At 49.0% G+C, this 19,638-nt stretch carries 14 protein-coding genes; 9 read left to right on the top strand and 5 right to left on the bottom strand.

Annotation, left to right across the window (positions count from 1 at the left end; translation table 11 throughout):
• Window positions 1-49 precede the first annotated feature (49 nt).
• Window positions 50-550 carry a pyridoxamine 5'-phosphate oxidase family protein gene (locus J7619_RS14910; protein ID WP_291199677.1) on the top strand — a complete coding sequence of 167 codons (501 nt, stop codon included), beginning with the start codon at window positions 50-52 and terminating at the stop codon, window positions 548-550.
• Window positions 551-623: 73 nt separating this feature from the next.
• Here the strand turns inward: J7619_RS14910 and J7619_RS14905 are convergent, their stop codons facing one another.
• On the bottom strand, window positions 624-1,166 hold the full coding sequence (locus tag J7619_RS14905; RefSeq protein ID WP_291199674.1) for a ferritin-like domain-containing protein: 543 nt from the start codon (window positions 1,164-1,166) through the stop codon (window positions 624-626).
• Between the two features lie 219 nt (window positions 1,167-1,385).
• On the opposite strand from J7619_RS14905, the gene J7619_RS14900 reads away from it, so the two are divergent.
• Window positions 1,386-2,303, top strand: a complete 918-nt coding sequence (locus tag J7619_RS14900) for an LEA type 2 family protein (protein ID WP_291199671.1) — start codon at window positions 1,386-1,388, stop codon at window positions 2,301-2,303.
• A gap of 27 nt (window positions 2,304-2,330) precedes the next feature.
• On the opposite strand, the gene J7619_RS14895 is transcribed toward J7619_RS14900, so the two are convergent.
• Window positions 2,331-4,277, bottom strand: a complete 1,947-nt coding sequence (locus tag J7619_RS14895) for a glycoside hydrolase family 127 protein (RefSeq protein ID WP_291199668.1) — start codon at window positions 4,275-4,277, stop codon at window positions 2,331-2,333.
• Between the two features lie 93 nt (window positions 4,278-4,370).
• Window positions 4,371-5,741 carry a sigma-54 dependent transcriptional regulator gene (locus J7619_RS14890; protein WP_291199665.1) on the bottom strand — a complete coding sequence of 457 codons (1,371 nt, stop codon included), beginning with the start codon at window positions 5,739-5,741 and terminating at the stop codon, window positions 4,371-4,373.
• Window positions 5,742-6,114: 373 nt separating this feature from the next.
• Here J7619_RS14890 and J7619_RS14885 point away from each other — a divergent pair, with 373 nt between their 5' ends.
• The 4 genes from J7619_RS14885 (at window position 6,115) to J7619_RS14870 (ending at window position 11,518) form a co-directional block, all read left to right on the top strand.
• Window positions 6,115-7,362, top strand: coding sequence for an efflux RND transporter periplasmic adaptor subunit (locus tag J7619_RS14885; protein WP_291199662.1), 1,248 nt, complete (start codon window positions 6,115-6,117; stop codon window positions 7,360-7,362).
• Window positions 7,363-7,606: 244 nt separating this feature from the next.
• Window positions 7,607-8,284: an ABC transporter ATP-binding protein gene (locus tag J7619_RS14880; RefSeq protein WP_106596182.1), complete on the top strand. Its 678-nt coding sequence runs from the start codon at window positions 7,607-7,609 to the stop codon at window positions 8,282-8,284.
• A gap of 135 nt (window positions 8,285-8,419) precedes the next feature.
• Complete coding sequence (locus tag J7619_RS14875) at window positions 8,420-9,073, top strand: hypothetical protein (protein WP_291199656.1); 654 nt, start codon at window positions 8,420-8,422, stop codon at window positions 9,071-9,073.
• A 12-nt stretch (window positions 9,074-9,085) separates the two neighbouring features.
• Window positions 9,086-11,518, top strand: a complete 2,433-nt coding sequence (locus J7619_RS14870) for an ABC transporter permease (RefSeq protein ID WP_291199653.1) — start codon at window positions 9,086-9,088, stop codon at window positions 11,516-11,518.
• A 4-nt stretch (window positions 11,519-11,522) separates the two neighbouring features.
• Here the strand turns inward: J7619_RS14870 and J7619_RS14865 are convergent, their stop codons facing one another.
• Complete coding sequence (locus J7619_RS14865) at window positions 11,523-11,933, bottom strand: PIN domain-containing protein (protein WP_291199650.1); 411 nt, start codon at window positions 11,931-11,933, stop codon at window positions 11,523-11,525.
• On the bottom strand, window positions 11,923-12,162 hold the full coding sequence (locus J7619_RS14860; RefSeq protein WP_291199647.1) for a hypothetical protein: 240 nt from the start codon (window positions 12,160-12,162) through the stop codon (window positions 11,923-11,925). Before J7619_RS14860 ends, J7619_RS14865 begins: the two co-directional genes overlap by 11 nt.
• A gap of 82 nt (window positions 12,163-12,244) precedes the next feature.
• On the opposite strand from J7619_RS14860, the gene J7619_RS14855 reads away from it, so the two are divergent.
• From J7619_RS14855 to J7619_RS14845, 3 genes are all read left to right on the top strand, one after another.
• Window positions 12,245-14,605 carry an ABC transporter permease gene (locus J7619_RS14855; protein WP_291199645.1) on the top strand — a complete coding sequence of 787 codons (2,361 nt, stop codon included), beginning with the start codon at window positions 12,245-12,247 and terminating at the stop codon, window positions 14,603-14,605.
• 102 nt (window positions 14,606-14,707) lie between these two features.
• Window positions 14,708-17,095, top strand: coding sequence for an ABC transporter permease (locus J7619_RS14850; protein ID WP_291199641.1), 2,388 nt, complete (start codon window positions 14,708-14,710; stop codon window positions 17,093-17,095).
• A 105-nt stretch (window positions 17,096-17,200) separates the two neighbouring features.
• Complete coding sequence (locus tag J7619_RS14845) at window positions 17,201-19,582, top strand: ABC transporter permease (RefSeq protein ID WP_291199637.1); 2,382 nt, start codon at window positions 17,201-17,203, stop codon at window positions 19,580-19,582.
• Window positions 19,583-19,638 lie beyond the last annotated feature (56 nt).

Below are 19,638 nucleotides of genomic sequence, written 5' to 3'. Positions count from 1 at the left end.
AAAGATCCGGGTTCAAACCAAAGTTTCAACAGATCTAAAAACAACGGTTATGGAAAAGGATTTTGAAGATAATCAGGCTATTAAGAAACTGAAATCACTCGCCGAAGATATCCGGTTCTGCATGTACACGACGTACGAGGACGGCCGGATCGTATCGCGGCCGATGACGACGCTGGATATCGACGCGGAAGGTAACGTGTGGTTCTTCACCAGCCGGCATACTGAGCTAGTGAGGGATGCCCGGCATGGAGATCCGGTGACATTGATTTACTCAGACCCTAAAAACAATACCTATCTGAGCGTATCCGGTACGGCATCGATCGTGGAGAGTGAGCGCCGCAAGGAAGAACTGTGGAGCCTGATGTCGAAAGCCTGGTTTCCGGGCGGGAAAGACGATCCCGATCTGGCGGTGCTCAGGGTTACCACACAAGAAGCTGCCTATTGGGATAGTACTTCTTCCAAAATGGTCGTATTCTTCTCGATGCTCAAAGCAGTGATGACGGGTACCACGCCGGAGGGTGGCGATCATGGCAGGTTGAATCTGGTGTAGATGTATATATTGAATGCAAAAGAGGCGGTCGGGATTCCCGATCGCCTCTCTGCTTTATGAAAGGCAGAAGCCTCTACTCCACACTTGCTTCCTCATTCACATAGGCCTCTGCCAGTTCGGTGAGCTTATGGTCGGTTTCACCTTCCTGGTCAAGCGTTTGTTGCAATAGATCTGCTACGTCGCTGTGGCCCAGCGTGCGCGCAATATTGCGCAACGTGCCGTACGACGCGATTTCGTAATGTTCCACTTTCTGAGCGGCCATAATCAATCCGCAATCGCGTACCATGGTACCTTTGTCGGTGCTGTTCAAAATTTCGTTCGCTTCCTCGATCAGCCCTTCCATCGCGGCGCATTTTTTGGCTTGCGCTTTCTCGCCGATTCTTTCAAAAACCTGTTCGAGCCTTGTGGCGTGTTCTTCGGTTTCGGTTGTATGCTGCTCGAATGCAGCTTTCAATTCTTCCGAAGTGGCATTTTTTGACATTTTGGTCAATGCTTTGGCGAGTTGTTTTTCAGCCCAGTAAATGTCTTTCAGGCCGTCTACAAATAGTTCTTTCAACTTTTCGCTATCTGTTTCGGTGATTTGTTTGGCAGCAGTTTTGCTTTTCGTCGCTTTCATAATACTGGTTTTTAATGGTCATGGTTTGGATGAAAAAGAATGGCAATCACCATTCAATCGTCGCACGCTCTTTAAAAACCCATACCAAAGCAGAAAACCCGTTTGGTGAAAATGTTTGAGCCGCGCATGACGAGTTTCCTACACATATACGTGTGGCGAGGGTGTGATGCCGGCGGGAACGCTTTTTGATCAGTAGCTCCCATTAACTGAACGACACCTATGAACAGCCGAAGTGTATTTAAATGGATTTTGATACTGGTATTGATCGCGGCAGTAGCATTTGCTGTCTGGTATTTCTTCAGGAAAAGCGATCCCGACCCGGCTTCCGGTCTGAAACCGCGGGTGGAAATGACCATCGCGCATATCAGCGAGATTACCGATAGTACCATTAAAATGGAACTCAAAACGCTCGTCCATAATCCGCTGCCCGTTGGCATGCATTTGAAAAACATCAATTATGTGGTGAAAATGAATGACAAAACGATTGTAGAAGACCATTATAACAAACCGCTCGAAGTGAAGGCCGCCGATAGCTCATTGCTGACATTGCCCGCGAAAGTAAAAATCCGTAACCTGCGTGTGGAAGGCGACGAAGAGGCTGCGAAAGGGCAGGACAGCGCCAATTACCATTTCAAAACGATATTACATTTTGAAAAACCATTTCTTGGAAAAGATTCCCTTGTGCTCGATATAGACAAGCGGTTGCCGCTTTACAGGCTGCCGAAGATCAGAATGGCTGGTTATGATTTCAAAAAGCTGGGTTTGAAGGAATCGGATATTGTGGTGAAAGTGGAAGTGGGCAACATGAATCCGTTTTCACTCGAATTTCAGGACCCGGTTTATGCCATGGATTTGGGTAAACAAAAACGCTTTGCGGAAGGGGCTGTGAAAGGAATTACAAAAGTGAAGTCGAAAAGCAGGGATATTTACGAAATTCCGCTGGAAGTGAGTCTTGGGAAAGTCATTAAAGCAGGTGCACAAATGCTGGGGAAAGGAAAGGATCTACCCTTTTCTTTCTATTTCAAAAGTAAAATCAAGTCTGAAAGCGATGTGCTTAACAACAGCGATATTAACCTGATAATGGACGGAGAATTGAAGGATTTGGAAGCATTTCAGAAGAATCTGGGAAGGAAGTGATTTGACCGCCGACCGCCGCCCGTCAAATTACTGCCTGTCAAACCAGATCGTCATCTCGTTCGCCCCGCGGTTGGCCCAGGCGTAATAGGGAATGAGTGTGATGTTCTGCTCTTTGGATTGGAGGATATTAATGCCGCCGAGCATATCTTTCTGATACGACGGCGTAAATTCCTGCGTCCCGGATATTTTGATCGCAAGCGCTTTCCCTCTGTTGTCATGGCCTTCCGCGCAATAGAGTACCGGACCACGTTCGATAGCCACTTTTCCATGGTTGCTTTTGAGCTTTTCGTCAGCCGCAACTTTACGCACAGGCATATCCAGTACCAGTTCGATCACATCGCCCTTTTTCCAGCTACGATTTAATTTCAGATAGCCGTTTTCAATGGCAGCATCCATTTTTTTGCCATTAATAGTCAGGCCAACCGGCTTGGCCAGTTTGTCTTCATAACGATACAAATCGCCCGGAATGGCCTGTCCGTTGGCCCAGCCGGGAATGCGGATGTGCAGCGGGAATGTGCCAGCCTTTTCCGGATCGACCTGAATGCGGATATTTCCCTGCCATGGATATTGCGTTTGCTGGGTAATCTGAACCGGCGTGTTGGGAAGCGCGATATTAGCCTTAGTGTCTCCAAAAAGGTTGATCACCAATGTATTCCCTTGGGTCGCGTACATGTAAGCGGGCATGGAGGGCAAGAAGCGCGAGACGTTCGAGGGACAGCAGGCAGTGCCAAACCACTCGTGCCGTACCGCACCGGTGCCTTTGTTGAAATCATTCACGCCATTCGAGGACATCGGGTTTACATAAAAAAATGTATTGCCTTTGACGCCCATTCCGCCGAGGAAGCCATTGTAAAGTACACGCTCAAAAACATCCATGTATTTCGCTTCGCCGGTCAGCAGGTACATTTTGTGGTTCCAAAGCATATTCGCAATGGCAGCGCAGGTTTCGGCGTAGGCATTGTCATTGGGTAAAATGTAGGGTTTATCAAACGCCTCTCCATCCTCCCGGGCACCCATTCCGCCGGTTACGTACTGTTTTTTATAAGTAGCGTCATTCCAGATGGCCTGAACGGCTGTCTGGTCTTGTCCGTCGGGGCGGAGGGTGAGCAGGTCAGCCACACCCGTGTACAGGTATTGCGCGCGTACCGCATGCCCGACCGCCTCACGTTGGCGCACGAAGGGTACCTGATCCTGAAAATAGGCGGGGCCGAGCTTATGCTCGTCGAGGAAAAGCGTGCGCTTGTCGGAGCGGCCACGCATATCGATGAAGAATTTGGAAAGGTCGAGGTATTCTTTTTTGCCGGTTACCCGGTAAAGGCGTATCAATGCGAGTTCGGTTTCTTCATGACCGGGTACCACCACCAGTTGCCCTGGTTTGGGGCCAATGGTTTTGACCAGATGGTCTGCATTTTTAATGGCTACATTCAGCAAAGTCTTTTTGCCGGTGGCTTCATAATGCGCCACGGCTGCCTCGTATAAATGCCCGACATTGTACAACTCATGGCTACCATTCTCGAAAGAATAGCGGTAAGGCCCCGCGATCCAGTCATAGGAGCCGGTGGTGTCCTTATTAATGGTGCGGATCGTGTAGAGATAGCCGTCGGGTTCCTGTGCGGCAGCGAATAGGGTGATCAGCGAGTCGAGGTAATGGTCGAGTTTCTGGTCATATTGGTTTTGCAGTACATAAGAGGCACCCTCTACCACTTTAAAGACATCGGAATCATCGAAACGGGCGCCTTTGAACGTTCCTTTTTTCAAGCCGCCGGCTACCGCGAAGTTGTCGAACCGGCCTGATTCTTCACATTGGTGCAATGCATGGGGCACCGTCACGCTGTGCGCCAGCTCGACGCGATCGTGCCAGAAACCAGTGGTCGTTTTGACGTTTTTGAGTGGTACGGGCTTGATGCTGCCGGTTTGGGCAAATGTGAAACAGGAGAAGAGAACGAGGATGAATATGGAAAGTGATTTCGTCATCGGAAGTACAAAATTGGACGCAGTTGAGCTTTTATACAGGAATTAAACCCAAAAAACATGCCAAAATTGTACTTCCATGCGGTTTAAAATGGATTACAAACCGTATTTCTCCATCCTCCGGTAAAGCGCTGCGCGGCTGAGTCCCAGCTCACGGGCTGCATCGGTGATGTTTCCGTTGAAGCGTTTCAATGCTTTGATGATCATCGTTTTTTCCATGTCTTCGAGGTCGAAGCCGGTGGCGGTAGCAGGCTGTCCGGCCGAACTTTTGAGGAAAAGATCATCAGGTTGCAAGGTTTTTTCCTGCGAAAGGATCACCGCACGCTCCACGGCATGTTGCAGTTCGCGGATATTGCCGGGCCAGTTGTACTGCTGCATTTTCTTCACCAACGCATTACTGATGTCGTTGACGGGACGGTTATACTTTTTGGCGTATTGTTTGAGATAATAGTCGGCCAATGCGCTGATATCCTCGGGCCTGTCGCGCAGAGGCGGCAGTTCGAGCTCGATGGTATTGATCCGATAGAGCAAATCCTGGCGGAAGGTCTTGTCGGTCACCATCTTTTCGATATTCATATTCGTTGCGCAAATCAGGCGGACATCGAGTGCGATAGGCTTGTTGGAGCCGACGCGGGTTACTTTGCGTTCCTGGATGACGGTCAATAGCTTAGCCTGCAAGGGCAATGTGAGGTTGCCGATTTCATCCAGAAAAATAGTACCGCCTTTGGCTTCTTCAAAGCGGCCGGCGCGGTCTTCTTTCGCATCTGTAAATGCGCCCTTCACATGGCCGAACAGCTCGCTTTCAAAAAGCGTCTCGCTGATCGCTCCCAGGTCGACAGCTACGAATGGTTTGTCGGCGCGTTTAGAATGCTGGTGGACGTGCTTCGCCAACTGCGTTTTCCCTGTTCCGTTTTCGCCGAGGATGATCACATTGGCGTCGGTCGAAGCCACGCGCTCGGCGGTGACCAGTACCTGTCGCATACTGTCGCTTGTAGCCACAATGGTGTCGGAGGTGGCTTTATTATTCTTTTTATTATCGTCTTTGCTCTTTTCTTCCGCTACCGGTACTACTTTATCCTTGCCGCCTTCGAGTGCCGTGCTGATTGTCGCCAGCAGTTTATCGTTCTCCCACGGTTTCAGTACAAAATCAATAGCGCCCGACTTGATCGCACGGATCGCCATTTCAATGTCCCCGTAAGCGGTGATCATGATCACTTTCGCGGCGGGATTGATATCGAGGATCCGGTCGAGCCAATGGAAACCTTCGCGTCCGCTGTTCACGTCGCGGGTGAAGTTCATATCGAGCAGGATCAGGTTATAATCTCCGTTGGTAACGAGGAAGGGTAGTTTTTGGGGGTTCTTTTCAATGTCGACGGCTTTGGCGTGGCGTTTCAGTAAAAGTTTGGCGGCACTGAGCACGTCAACGTCGTCGTCGATAATCAGGATTTTGGCTTCTGATAGTAGCATGGCTGTTCTTTCTTGTGGTGCGCAGGCGGGTTGACACTGCCGGATAGGGACTTAACGCAATTGTTTGTCAAGATAAGGACGCAATTTGAAATATTATTTCCTAACAAGCTAAAATGTCACTATTTTACCTTAAAAAGACGGCTGGAACGGCTTGTCCGCGCCCGAACAAATTTGTCCGATAACGAACAATATTCATGGTGTTCTGAATTTGAACAAGGTTGATTTTCAAATAATTAGATAGCATAGCCTTCTTTGGCATAGTGATTGGATTAGTAAAGCCAAATACAAAAGCGAACTCAATCACTAGCATATAATGGAAGTTAAGACACCTAACTCGACAAGCACCAGTAACGGATTTTCCGGAGGATCAACAATGGACCGAGTAAAACCCAAGAAATTCTGGAATACCAAACGTATCAGCATCATGGGCGGTAGCGTTTTACTGGCTGCATTCCTGATTTACCAGTTCTTTTTTGCCGATACAAGAAGCAAGCTGAATGTAGAGCAGGACAAACTGACGATATCGACGGTTCAAAAAGGTAAATTCGATGAGTTTATCGTCGTAACCGGGGTAGTTCAACCCCTCAAAACTATTCAGCTCGATGCGATCGTGGGTGGGTATGTAACTGAGAAACTGATTGAGGGCGGTAACATGGTAAAACAAGGCGATGTGTTGCTCCGCCTGGAAAACCAAAACCTCAAACTGAGCTTCCTGCAATCCGAAACAGAGGCGAGCCGATTGGTGAACGACCTTCAAAATACCAGGCAAAACCTGAAAGTAGCACGGTTTACACTCCAAAAGACATTGAGCGACCTGGATTTTCAACTCGATCAGGCCAAAGATGCGCATGAACGTAATGTGAAGCTTTATAAAGACAAAGTGATTCCGGAGGCTGATTACCTGAAAACGAAACGGGATTATGAGAAACTGGTAAGACAGCGTGAAATCGAGATCGAGTCGCAAAAATACCAGGAAGAGAACGCCAAAATGCAGATCACGCAACTGGAAGGCACGCTGGCCAGCACGCAGAAAAACGTAAGCCTATGGCGCCAGACGCTCGATAACCTCGTGGTAAAAGCGCCGGTATCAGGTCTGTTGTCGTCGATGAATATCGAAGTGGGTTCCAATATCAGCCAGGGGCAGAACATCGGCCAGATCGACGACTTGAATGGTTTCAAAATGCGCGTCAGCGTAGATGAGCACTATCTGTCACGGATTTTCGTCGGGCTGACGGGGTCGATGGAGTTCAATGGAAAAGATTATGGTTTGAAAATCATCAAGATATACCCTGAGATTCTAAGCGGACGTTTCGAAGTAGATATGAAGTTTGACAACGGCGCGCCGGAAATGGTTAAGAGAGGGCAATCAGCACCGATCCGTCTGCAACTCGGCCAGCCTTCGCAGGCAACATTGCTGCCGGTAGGTGGTTTCTTCTCCGAAACAGGTGGAAACTGGGTATATGTAGTATCAGATGGTGGCAAACGCGCCGCGAAACGCAAGATCACGTTAGGCCGTAAAAACCCAGAATATTTCGAAGTCCTCGAAGGTTTGCAGCCAGGTGAGAAGGTAATCACCAGCTCATACGAGAATTTTGGAGATAATGAAGTGCTTGAATTTTAAAAAATACTTCGGCTGTCGGCAATCGGCAGTCGGCTTTTGAAAATGAATTTAACTTCGGCTGTCGGCAATCGGCAGTCGACTTTTTGAAAGCATCTTTTGAATGATAGTACCGTTGCCGATGGCCGACAGCCGAGAGCCGAAGTTTATTAAATGGCCGACAGCCGAAAGCCGAAGTTTAAACCTTTTTTATCATAACCCAGGCCGATAGCCGAAAGCCGACAGCCGAAAGCCAGAAAAAACCAAAATGATCAAGATTAACAACATGCACAAGGTGTTTTCTACCGAAGAAGTAGAAACAACTGCCCTCAACGGCATCGACCTGGAAATTAAGGATGGAGAGTTCGTCGCCATCATGGGACCTTCCGGTTGCGGGAAATCGACTTTGCTGAACATTCTCGGGTTGCTCGATAACCCCAGCGAAGGCTCCTACGAGTTTTACGGAACAGAGGTCGCCAAAATGTCGGAACGCCAGCGTGCGCAGATTCGCAAAGGAAACATCGGTTTTGTGTTCCAGAGCTTTAACCTGATCGACGAGTTGACGGTTTATGAAAACGTGGAGCTGCCGTTATTGTACCTCAAAACTCCTCCGGCAGAGCGCAAGGAGAAAGTGGAGGCAGCGCTCACCCGCATGAACATGATGCACCGCCGCAATCACTTTCCACAGCAGTTATCGGGTGGTCAGCAGCAACGTACCGCCATTGCCCGCGCGGTGGTAGCGACTCCGAAGACGATCCTGGCCGATGAGCCGACAGGTAACCTCGACTCCAAAAACGGTGAAGAGGTAATGAACCTGCTAAGCCAATTGAACGGTGCCGGAACGACGATCCTGATGGTAACGCACTCGCCTTACGATGCCGGTTTTGCACACCGTGTCGTGAACCTGTTCGATGGCAAGATCGTGACCGAAAAAATACATGTTTAGAAATCCTCCGGCTATTGACGACTAGCGCGGCTTTATAGCGGGAACATTTGATGCGGGGGCGAATGCCTCGTGGAATGCAGTGTGTGGGCTCGACCAGATGCCAAAGCTAGTTTGAACAATATGCCAAATCTAACCATGAAGAAAATCCTAACCATCCTGTTGGCCGGCGTAAGTACGCTGGCCATTGCCCAGAAAAGGGCTTACCTGAGCAGAAGTATCGATGACGACGGCAAAAAGCTGTCGATTAAAGTATCCGGGACGCTGGACGGCAAAGACGTTGATATCAACAAGTCGTTCGACGTGGAAGGAATGAGCAAGGAGGATCGTGAAGCGCTGCGCGACAAAGTATTATCTTCCATAGCCGAAGGAAACCTGGAATTACCTGCACCAAAAGGAGTTTGCAAAGAATCGGTGGCAGTGGCGCCCCCCCAACGCAAACCTCAGCCGCCTGTACCGGTGGCCGCTCCGGAGCCTGAGCCTGAGCCATCAGCCGATGAGCGGGAGACGATGGCATTTTCCTCCAATGAGGTGAACGCCGAAATAGTATCGTCCGGGAAAGGATTTATCAAAGAACCTGCTTCGAAGTATCCGAAAGACTTCTCCAAACACGTGCGTTACAATTCTGAAACCGGAGAGATGTTCATCAAATACCGGTTCATGAAGGATGGCGACGAGTACATCTATGAAAAGACCGTGAATGCCGCCGAGAGATCGGAGAAAGAACGGCAGCGGATCATCGAGAATTTTGAAAAAGAAATGGGCCTGCCTGGAAACGGCATGGAAATGTAAAAGCTTGAAGTAATGCTGAAAAACTATCTGAAAATTGCCTGGCGGAATCTGCGTAAACACAAGTTTTACACGTTTCTGAACATATTCGGTTTGTCGCTTGGGCTGGCAAGTTGCCTGCTCATTACGCTTTACGTTGTGGATGAGTTAAGCTACGACCGTTCATTCGCGAATGCGGACCGTATTTACCGGGTCAATGCAGATATCCGTTTTGGCGGTGCCGATATGGCACTTGCAGTGGCGCCCGATCCATTAGCATTTACCTTGAAAAAAGATTACCCGCAGATTGAGCAGGTAGTCAGGCTGCGGGAGAATGGCAGCCAGCTTGTGCGGCGCGCGGAAGCGGCCGAAAATTTGAAAGAAGACCATGTTTTCTATGCCGATTCGACATTCTTCAAAGTGTTTTCGGTACCGATGTTGCAAGGCGATCCGAATACCGCTTTGCGTAACCCGCAAACAGTGGTGATTTCGGAGACAAACGCCAGGAAATATTTTGGAGACACTAACCCGATAGGCAAGGCGCTCGTCGTAGATAACAACGCAACGTATACGGTTACGGGTGTGATGCGCGACATCCCCGCGCAGTCGCATATGCGTGATTTGAACATGCTGCTTTCCATGAGCTCCACGGAGGAAAGCAGGCAAAACGCATGGGGCAGTCATAATTTCAATACCTACATTCTTTTCCGTGAAGGTGTGGATGCGAAACAGTTTGAAGCAAATTTTGAAACTGTTTTACAGAAATATACTTCCAAATGGATCAAGAGTTTTCTGGGATCGACGCTGGATGAAGTCCGGAAAACAGGGAACTACCTGGTTTATACATTAATGCCGCTTACAGATATCCACTTGCATTCAGATCGCACAGCGGAGATTAACGCGAATGGCAATATCCAGTACGTGTATATTTTTGGAGTAGTAGCGATTTTCCTGCTCTCCATTGCCTGCGTCAACTTTATGAACCTTGCCACGGCGCGTTCGGCTAACCGGGCGAAGGAGGTGGGAGTACGCAAAGCGTTAGGTTCGGAACGGTCGTCACTGGTGAGCCAGTTTCTGACCGAGTCGGTGATGCTGAGTTTCTTTTCGCTGGTACTCGCGATCCTGATCGCTTACCTCGCATTGCCGCTGTTCAACAATCTGGCAAGCAAGCAAATCCAGTTTCCGATCACGAATGTGTGGTTTTGGTCGGTACTGCTGCTGACGGGCGGTGTAGTCGGCGTTTTGGCCGGAAGTTATCCTGCGTTCTTCCTGTCGGCCTTCCAGCCGCTGAAGGTCCTTAAAAATACAATCGAGCTCGAAGGCAAGGGTAGCGGCTACCTGCGCAATGCATTAGTGGTATTTCAATTTGTGATTTCGGTGATGCTGATTGTTGGCACGGGTGTGATTTATCGTCAGCTCAACTACATTCAAACCAAGAAACTGGGCTTCAATAAGGATCAGATGCTGATCGTGAACGATGCATATGCGTTGAACAATCAGGTGAAGGCATTTAAAGAGCAGGTGTTGCAACTTCCGAACGTCGAAAGCGCAACGGTTTCCAGCTTTCTGCCAACACCTTCTTCGCGGACAGATCATACTTTTTTCCCGGTCGGGCAAATGCAGCAGGACAAAGGTATTAATATGCAGAAATGGGCTGTCGATTACGATTTCGTGAAAACGATGGGCCTCCAGATCGCAAGCGGGCGTGCTTTCGATGAGGCATTTCCGTCGGATTCTACGGGTATTATCATCAACGAAGCTGCCGCGAAAGTGCTGGGTGAAGGGAATCCGATCGGTAAGAAAATATTCGGTTATGAAGACGCAGCATTGACCAAGCGGGTCGATTACACGATTATCGGAGTGGTGAAAAACTTCCATTTCGAATCGCTGCGGAAGAATATTGGCGCATTGAGCTTGATTCTTTATAAAAGCTCGGGTTCCGTGGTATTCCGTATGAAAGGAGGCGACGCGCCGCATACTGTGGCCCAGGTAGAGACACTTTGGAAGAAAATGGCGCCGGGCCAGCCTTTCAACTACCGGTTTATGGACCAGGATTTCGACAACGTTTATCGCAGCGAACAGCGTGTTGGACAGATATTCATCACCTTTGCGACGATTTCTATCATCATTGGTTGCCTGGGCTTGTTCGGCCTGTCGGCATTCACCGCGGAGCGCCGTACGAAGGAAATCGGTGTCCGCAAGGTGCTGGGCGCGAGTGTCGCTAACATCGTGGCCCTGCTATCCAAAGAATTTATGAAACTGATCATCATAGCTATTGCCATCGGTAGCCCTATTGCCTGGTTTGGCATGAATCATTGGCTGAGCGATTTCGCCTACCATGTAGATCTGGCCTGGTGGATGTTCGTAGCCGCGGGTTTGCTGGCGATCGTGATCGCGTTGCTTACGGTTAGTTTCCAAAGTATAAAAGCCGCGCTGATGAACCCGGTGCGGTCGTTGAAGTCGGAGTAGGTTATTAGAGTTCGAGGAAAGGGTTGATGATAGTGAGTTTTCCTTCGATGAGCTGGCTGTGTTGTAAGTCCTCGGAATACAATGTGTTGCAATTGGCTGCTAGTGTAGAAGATATGATGATGCTGTCGAAAATTTGAAAATCATATTTTTTCAAAATGTAATACGAATGATTAAGGATTTCCTGATCAATTGAAATGATCTGACAGCGATCGAAAACGAGGTTGCATTTGTACAGAATTTCCTGTTTTGGGAGTTTCAGTACCCGTTTTGTAACATTAATGAATTCGGAGACAACCTGTGTGCTGATAATCGGACTGGAAGCGACAATACTTTCACTGACACGTCTTTTAGTATGATCATTTGCATCATACAGATACAATAGAACATTGGTGTCAAGCGCAATATTAGTCGTCATAGTTATTCGCGTCGTCGCGGTCAAATTTAAAATTGCTGAGGTCCACGCGATTATCCCTGAAAATAGCCTCGATAGCCTCCTGGCGTTGCTGCTTTTCAAGTTCGGTTAGGGTGCGCGGTGCTTTTACTTCGGAAGCAACAACTTCAATTTCTTTCCCAATCATTTCTTTGGGAAGCGTCAAAGTGAAGGTTGTACTCGTCGGGACAATCACTTTTTTCACCAGTTCCATAGCATTTACATTTACAGACTATCAAATATATCCAATAACATATTGCACATCCTATTTATTCCACCACCAATGAACAAACGGTATGTTTAAAAATTATCTGAAAATCGCCTGGCGAAATTTGTTGAAAAACAAGATGTTCAGTTCGATTAACATCCTGGGGCTCGCGCTGGGGATGGCTTGTAGTTTGCTGATCATGTTGTGGGTGCAGGACGAGGTAAAAATGGACCGGTTCCATGAGAATGACGCCCGGCTTTATTCTGTCATGGAAAACCAGCATTACTCGGGTGAGATCAACACTTTTGCCGCAACGCCCGGGATTCTCGCAGAGAATATTGTGAAGGACATTCCGGAAATCGAAAAGGCCAGTCAGGTGCTCTGGGAGCAATCGCCGGTTTTGAAGGTTGGCAATGTGTATGACAATGAAAAGGGCCGCTATGTGCAGGGGGATTTCCTGACGATGTTTTCGTTTAAACTCAAACAAGGCGATGCCCGTACAGCTCTGAAGCGTCCCGACGGCATTGTAATCTCCCAAAAGCTGGCCGATAAATACTTTAAAGGCCAGGACCCGATCGGAAAAGCAATGCGTGTCGATAATAAGGACGACGTAGTGGTTACCGGTGTGCTGGCAGAGATTCCCCGGTATTCATCCATGAAATTCGATTTCATGATGAGCTACGACCGATGGCAGAAAGGCGCGGAGTGGTCGAAGGAATGGGGTAACAACGGTCCGCGCTGCGCGGTGTTGTTGGCCAAGAACGCGGATATCGCCAAGGTTAATGCGAAAATCAAGGGTTATATCAAAACCAAAAACAAGGACAGCAATGTCGATCTGTTCCTGATCAACTACGGAAAATCATACCTCTATTCGAATTGGGAAGCAGGTAAGCAGAACGGCGGGCGCATCGATTATGTGCGGATGTTTACAGTCGTGGCGGTATTTATCCTGATCATCGCCTGCATCAACTTCATGAACCTGGCTACCGCCCGTTCGGTGAAACGTGCGAAAGAGGTTGGATTGCGGAAAGTAGTGGGTGCATATAAAACGAGCCTGATCGGGCAGTTTATGGGGGAGTCGATCCTCATTACGCTGCTTGCGCTGGTGGTAGCGATCGGTATCGTGCTGATATTGCTACCCGGGTTCAATGCATTAACGGAAAAACAGCTTTCCCTCGATTTTCTGGACCCAGCTTTCCTGCTTCTGCTTTTAGCATTGACATTGATTACCGGTCTGGTTGCCGGCAGTTATCCCGCATTATTTATGTCGTCGTTGAACCCGGTGACGATTTTGAAGGGCGCATTGAAGTTCAAGCCTAATGCTACTTATTTCCGGCAGGGACTGGTCGTGTTTCAATTCGGCCTGTCGATCCTCCTGATCCTTTCGATGATCGTCATTTACCGGCAGATCGATTTCATTCAGCATAAAAATCTCGGTTTCAGCCAGGAGAACCTGCTTTACATTCCTGATATTGAAAATACCATGAATACCAACTTCGATGCATTCAAGCAGGCACTTGAAGCCGAGCCGGGTATCAAGTCGGTGGCACGGTCGCAGGCGAGCCCACTCGCATACGGGAGTTCTACAATGGGGGTACGCTGGCCTGGGAAGGACACCACGAAGCAGTTGCTGTTCAACGTGAACCCGGTTGGTTTCAATTTTATAGAAACAATGGGTATCAAGTTGTTGGACGGCCGTGATTTCAGCCCTACGTTCGGAACGGATACGTCGAATTACCTTGTCAATGAAGCGGCCGCGAAAAAAATCGGGTACAAGGACCCGGTAGGGAAGGAACTGACGATGTGGGGCAAAAAGGGGAAGATTATAGGGTTGATGAAAGACTTTCACATCGGCTCGCTGCACGTGGCAATAGAGCCTTTGATCATCAGTCTCCAACCTAAAAAAGAGGCCTGGGGAGTGGGTATGGTCCGCGCGGAAGCCGGCAAGACGAAGCAAGCGATCGAAAGCCTGGAAAGGGTTTTCCGACGGTATAACTCCGGTACGCCTTTCAAATACCATTTTGCCGATGAAGAATTCGGCAATCTCTACAAAGCCGAGATGGTCGTTGGCAAGCTCTCCAATTACTTTGCGTTCCTGGCCATTTTTATATCGTGCCTGGGATTGTTCGGTCTGGCTGCATTTACCGCCGAGCAGCGAACGAAGGAAATCGGGGTGCGGAAGGTGCTGGGGGCCAGCGTTTCCAACCTGGTCGGAATGCTATCGGCAGATTTCCTGAAACTGGTAGGCATCGCGGCGGTCATCGCATTTCCCGTTGCCTGGTATTTCCTGACAAACTGGCTTGAAAAATACGCCTTCCGGATCGAAATGGAATGGTGGTACTTCGCTGTCGCCGGTGTAGCCGCGTTGCTGATCGCGCTGTTTACAGTTAGCTTCCAGGCGATCAAAGCGGCGCTGATGAATCCGGTGAAATCACTAAAATCGGAATAAAAGGGAATAAAGGAGGATGGATTAAGGGGAGGAAAGGGAGTCTTATCCTTCCTCCTTTACTCCATCGCCCTTTCCTCCTATTTCTCCAAACTAACGACAGCCATGTTAAAAAACTATTTCAAAATCGCCATCCGAAATCTCACGAGGAACAAGGTTTTCTCGGTGATCAACATTGCCGGTTTGTCGCTGGGCCTTACCTGCTGTATGCTTATTGTCCTGTACACGAAAGACGAGGTGAGTTTTGACCGCTTCCAGGCGAACAGGGACCAATTGTACCGCGTGATGGTCACGAGCAAGGACGAGCATGAAACCCGTACATTCGGGAGTACCAATGCGATTCACGGCCCGACTTTCAAGCAGGATATTCCGGATATTAAAGAGATAATCCGGGCGCAGACCAACTCTTTTGTGATTAAAAAGGGGAACGAGGTTTTGAAGGAGGACGTGCTGTTTGCAGACGCTCCGTTTTTCTCGGTCTTTTCCATGCCGCTGCTTTCCGGGGATTCCAAAACGGTTCTGTCGGACATTCATTCGATCGTTTTGAGTGAAGACCTGGCTGAAAAGTATTTTGGCACAAAAAATGCGATGGGGCAGACCATGCACCTGAAAGTCGGGGACGAGTTTGAACCATTTGTCGTATCCGGCGTGGCGAAACGTTGTCCTCAGAATTCATCGATCCAGTTCGATGCCGTGCTGCCTTTTGCCTATCAGGAAGCAAAGGGTTGGACGGATAGCGAATGGATGGGTTTTTATATGAACACATTCGTTTTACTGCATAAAAAGGCTGATTATCATGCGGTAGTGAGTAAAATGAACCAGGTCTCGAAGAGTAAGGTAACAGCGGAGGCAAGTCAGGGGAGGGAGATCAGGAACCATGTTACCTTCGATCTGATGCCCTTCCTGGACATGCACCTGCAGAGCAATAACGGCGATCTGCGCAACGGCCTCGATCACGGTAGCAGCCCCATCTATTCTTACATTTTGTCGGGTATCGCCATTTTCATTCTGCTGATCGCCTGTATCAATTTTGTGAACCTCACGGTGGCGCGCTCGCTGAACCGCGCGAAGGAGATCGGTGTACGGAAAGTAGTGGGCGGCTTGCGGAAACAACTGATGTACCAGTTTCTCGGTGAATCGCTTCTGCTTTCCTTTCTCGCATTTGCATTGGCTGTCGCATTTACACAAATCGCGTTGCCGGTTTTCAATGAGCTGGCCAACAAGCAGCTAGCCCTTTCGTATTTGCTCGATACCGGGCTGGTGTCGGGCTATGTGGCATTGTTTTTCATGACGGGCCTCGTTGCAGGAGTCTACCCCGCGTTGGTGCTGTCCGGTTTCAGCCCTGTGCAGACGCTTTACAATCGCGCGAAGCTTACCCGGAAAAATTACCTGACCAAAGGGCTGGTGATCTTTCAGTTCGCATTGTCGGTTTGCCTGGTTATCGGCACCATCGTGATTTACGCTCAATTCAAATACCTGACTAACAAAGATCTCGGTTACAACGACGAAAATCTGGTGAGTTTCAGTCTGGGCCGCGGAGGCCCGGGCAAGGAGGTGATGGAAGTCGTTCAGAATGAGTTGAAAGGGACCTCGGGTATTGCATCGGTGGCTGCATTTAATGGGAGTTATAATGGAACAGTTGCGAAAATAGACAACCAGGAGATCGGGTTTGGCTACATTGGTGTGAGCGACGATTTCCTGAGCACATTGCAGATTCCTGTATTGAAGGGGCGGAATTTTTCCAAAAGCTTTTCGACCGATCCGGAGGATGCGATTGTGGTCAATGAGGCATTTGTGAAACGTGCGGGGCTTAAAAATCCGATTGGGCAAGAGGTGAATTTCGAATGGAAGAACAACAAGAAGATGAAAATTATCGGGGTGATCCGCGATTACCATTATGCATCGTTGAAAGACACCATCGCCCCGTTGGTATTGACTCAGGATCCGAACTACCGCGTCGGTACCATTTTTGCAAAATTGGATAGCAGGGATACGCCGGCGACAATCAGGGCTATTGAGAAAATTTTCAGAAACCATATCAAAAACCTGCCTTTTGAATACAAATTCGAAGATGAGGCGAACCTGAAACGCTACGAATCCGAAGCCAAATGGAAGCAGATGATCACGCTCGCGGCAGTGTTGTCGATTTTTGTTTCGTGCATCGGTCTGTTCGGACTGGCGACCTTCAATGCAGAGACGCGTGTGAAAGAAATCGGGATCCGCAAGGTCCTCGGCGCGTCGGTAGCGAGCATTACCGCGCTGCTTTCGATGGATTTCGTCAAGCTTGTCATCGTTTCGATCATCATTGCATTACCGATTTCTTATTACGGAGCGAATTTGTGGTTGCAGGATTTCCCTTATCGCATTCCGATGTCGTGGACCTATTTTGCCTCGGCAGCGGCGTTGGCGGTCACCATCGCGGTTTTAACGATAAGTTACCAGAGCATCCGCGCGGCCATGCTGAATCCGGTGAAGTCACTTAGAACGGAGTAATGGAGGAAGGGAAAAGGGAGGATGGATGAAGGGGAGAATGTTAATCTTCGCTTCATCCATCCTCCCTTTTCTCCTTCCTCCTTTCTTCCATTATCCCCTTTTCACATGTTAAAAAACTACTTCAAAATCGCGTTCCGCTCGTTGTGGAAAAACCGGTTATTTACGGCTATTAATGTGCTGGGGCTTTCAATGGGGTTAGCGAGCGCCGGTGTACTGCTCCTTTTTATCCAGAGAGGTATTACTTTTGATACCTTCCATCAGGACAATGACCAGATTTACTTTGTGCAAACGGCCGACGTTTCGGGCCGCTACAATCAGACGGTGTATCCGATTCTGGGACAGATGGTCAAGACCTTTCCCGAAATCGAAACAGGTACACACGTACAGGGCTGGAACGACGTTTGGCTGAACTACAAGGGCAAAGATTTGCAAAGGCGGACGAAGTACGTTGATAGTACTTTTTTTGATGTTTTTTCCTTCAAATTGAAATATGGTAATGCAGCAACCGCATTGAAGCGCAAGCAATCCATTGTGTTGAGCGATCAGGCTGCGGAGGCATTGTTTGGGGATATTAATCCGGTAGGTGAAACCGTAAACGTGGAGGATACGATGACTTTCACGATAACGGGTGTGCTCGAACCGGTTCCGGCGAATTCTTCGATTCAGTTTGAAGTATTGCTTCCCGTTTCAAATCTGGAAGACAACAAGGGTTTTGCATCGAATGCCGATTGGTACAACACCTTCGCGACCGTTTACGTCAAATTGCGGAAAGGCACGGATGCCGCCAGGCTGGAAGCGAAATTCCCTGCTTTTGCGAAAACGCATTTTCATGCGGACGGCCAGAAGCGGAAAATCCACATCGCGCCACTGGAAGAATATATCCACTACGAAAACCCCGCCTTCCGCTGGATGATTTACGGTGCAATTACCATTGCTGTATTCATTGTGTTGATTATCAGTATCAATATGGTTAACCTGAACACCGCCATGTCATTTACGCGTGCGAAGGAGGTGGCAGTGCGGAAGGTTACCGGGTCGACGCTCGGCCAGGTATTGGCGCAGTTCTGGACTGAATCCGGACTGGTACTGGCCGCTTCGTTGCTGATTGCCGTGGTGTTTGGAATAGTATACCTGGTACCTCAATTCAATGAATTCAGGCAGGGAAGAATGCAGCTGGTGGTAAACTGGCAGCAGGACTCAACCACTTTCCTTACGTTGATCGGGATTATTGGCGTCATTGCGTTCGTGGCCGGTACCATTCCCGCGGCTTACCTCAACAAGCTTGATTTGCGTGATACTTTGAAGGGAAAACTGTCTGGTAAACCGGGATCGAGAAACTGGACGCAGGGGACGCTGATCGTCGTGCAATTGGTGATTGCCATTGTTTTGGTAGTCGGTGCGATTGCCGTCCGGTGGCAGATCAATTTCATGCGGCAGGCGAATACGGGTTTTAAAGGGGAAAAAGTAGTCGTGGTGTCGTCGGACCTGCAATACAAAGATGAGAACGCAGCCGTGCGGCAGTTTGTGCCTATCCTGAATGACCTGAAACAAAATTCGAAGATCGAAAGTATCGCCATCTCAGGTATTGTCCCGACGCGTTATTGGAATAATTATAACGTGTATACGCCGGAGGGCGAGGATCGGAAAAACATCCGGCTGCGCCACGTCGGCACGAGTACTGACTACACCGCGACGTATGATATCCGGATGGTGGAAGGAAGGGATTTTTCCGAAGAGCTCGACAGAAATGGCGAGCAGCACCCCGTGGTGATCAACGAATCCGCGCGTAAGGCTTTCGGGTGGACGACGGCTGTTGGGAAACGGCTCCGTCAGGGTAATAATGCAGAGGTGTATACGGTGGTAGGTGTGATGAAAGACTTTCATTACGGTCCCTTGAAGGAGCGTATTGAGCCATTGCTGCACTGGTACGATGGCCCTCCGAGCCTGAACAGTTACCTTTCATTGAAGTTTACCGACATTTCGCAGGCAAAGGGCGTTTTAGCGGGACTCGAAAAGGAAATGAAAAAAATACCGTCCAAACGCCCGTTCCAGTTTTTCTATATGCAGGAAGAACTCGGGCGGCAATACAACGACCTCGACGGGATCTGGAAAATGGTCAACTTCGTGACATTTCTGGCGATTATCATTGCTTTGGCGGGTATTTTCGGTCTCATTTCGCTTGCAGCGAGCAAGCGTACGAAGGAGATCGGTATCCGAAAAGTGCTCGGCGCCAGTGTGGAGGGGATTGCCATGCTGCTTTCGCGCGATTTCATCATCCTGCTGGTGATCGCAATGCTTGTAGGATTGCCTCTGGCGTACACTTTTGTTGTCAAATACCTGGCGAGTTTCGAGTACCATGTCCAGCTGCCGTGGTACATCTTCGTGCTCGTTGCATTGGCTGCGCTGCTACTCACCGTTCTGACGGTTGGGTTCCAGGGGATCAAAGCCGCATTGGCCGATCCGGTGAAGAGTTTGCGGAGTGAGTAGGGGATTTGGATATCCCTGGTTTGGGGATATTCCTTAACTTTAAGGAAAAATGGCTT

Source organism: Dyadobacter sp. (assembly GCF_017744695.1).
In the GTDB taxonomy this organism is placed as follows: Bacteria; Bacteroidota; Bacteroidia; order Cytophagales; family Spirosomataceae; genus Dyadobacter.
The sequence above is the reverse complement of the archived record's forward strand: the minus strand, read 5'-3'. Positions and strand labels throughout refer to the sequence as shown.

Excerpts from the sequence above, each read along its gene's own strand:
- J7619_RS14910 (WP_291199677.1), top strand. The coding sequence starts at position 50 with ATGGAAAAGGATTTTGAAGATAATCAGGCTATTAAGAAACTGAAATCA.
- J7619_RS14905 (WP_291199674.1), bottom strand. The coding sequence starts at position 1,166 with ATGAAAGCGACGAAAAGCAAAACTGCTGCCAAACAAATCACCGAAACA.
- J7619_RS14900 (WP_291199671.1), top strand. The coding sequence starts at position 1,386 with ATGAACAGCCGAAGTGTATTTAAATGGATTTTGATACTGGTATTGATC.
- J7619_RS14895 (WP_291199668.1), bottom strand. The coding sequence starts at position 4,277 with ATGACGAAATCACTTTCCATATTCATCCTCGTTCTCTTCTCCTGTTTC.
- J7619_RS14890 (WP_291199665.1), bottom strand. The coding sequence starts at position 5,741 with ATGCTACTATCAGAAGCCAAAATCCTGATTATCGACGACGACGTTGAC.
- J7619_RS14885 (WP_291199662.1), top strand. The coding sequence starts at position 6,115 with ATGGACCGAGTAAAACCCAAGAAATTCTGGAATACCAAACGTATCAGC.
- J7619_RS14880 (WP_106596182.1), top strand. The coding sequence starts at position 7,607 with ATGATCAAGATTAACAACATGCACAAGGTGTTTTCTACCGAAGAAGTA.
- J7619_RS14875 (WP_291199656.1), top strand. The coding sequence starts at position 8,420 with ATGAAGAAAATCCTAACCATCCTGTTGGCCGGCGTAAGTACGCTGGCC.
- J7619_RS14870 (WP_291199653.1), top strand. The coding sequence starts at position 9,086 with ATGCTGAAAAACTATCTGAAAATTGCCTGGCGGAATCTGCGTAAACAC.
- J7619_RS14865 (WP_291199650.1), bottom strand. The coding sequence starts at position 11,933 with ATGACGACTAATATTGCGCTTGACACCAATGTTCTATTGTATCTGTAT.
- J7619_RS14860 (WP_291199647.1), bottom strand. The coding sequence starts at position 12,162 with ATGGAACTGGTGAAAAAAGTGATTGTCCCGACGAGTACAACCTTCACT.
- J7619_RS14855 (WP_291199645.1), top strand. The coding sequence starts at position 12,245 with ATGTTTAAAAATTATCTGAAAATCGCCTGGCGAAATTTGTTGAAAAAC.
- J7619_RS14850 (WP_291199641.1), top strand. The coding sequence starts at position 14,708 with ATGTTAAAAAACTATTTCAAAATCGCCATCCGAAATCTCACGAGGAAC.
- J7619_RS14845 (WP_291199637.1), top strand. The coding sequence starts at position 17,201 with ATGTTAAAAAACTACTTCAAAATCGCGTTCCGCTCGTTGTGGAAAAAC.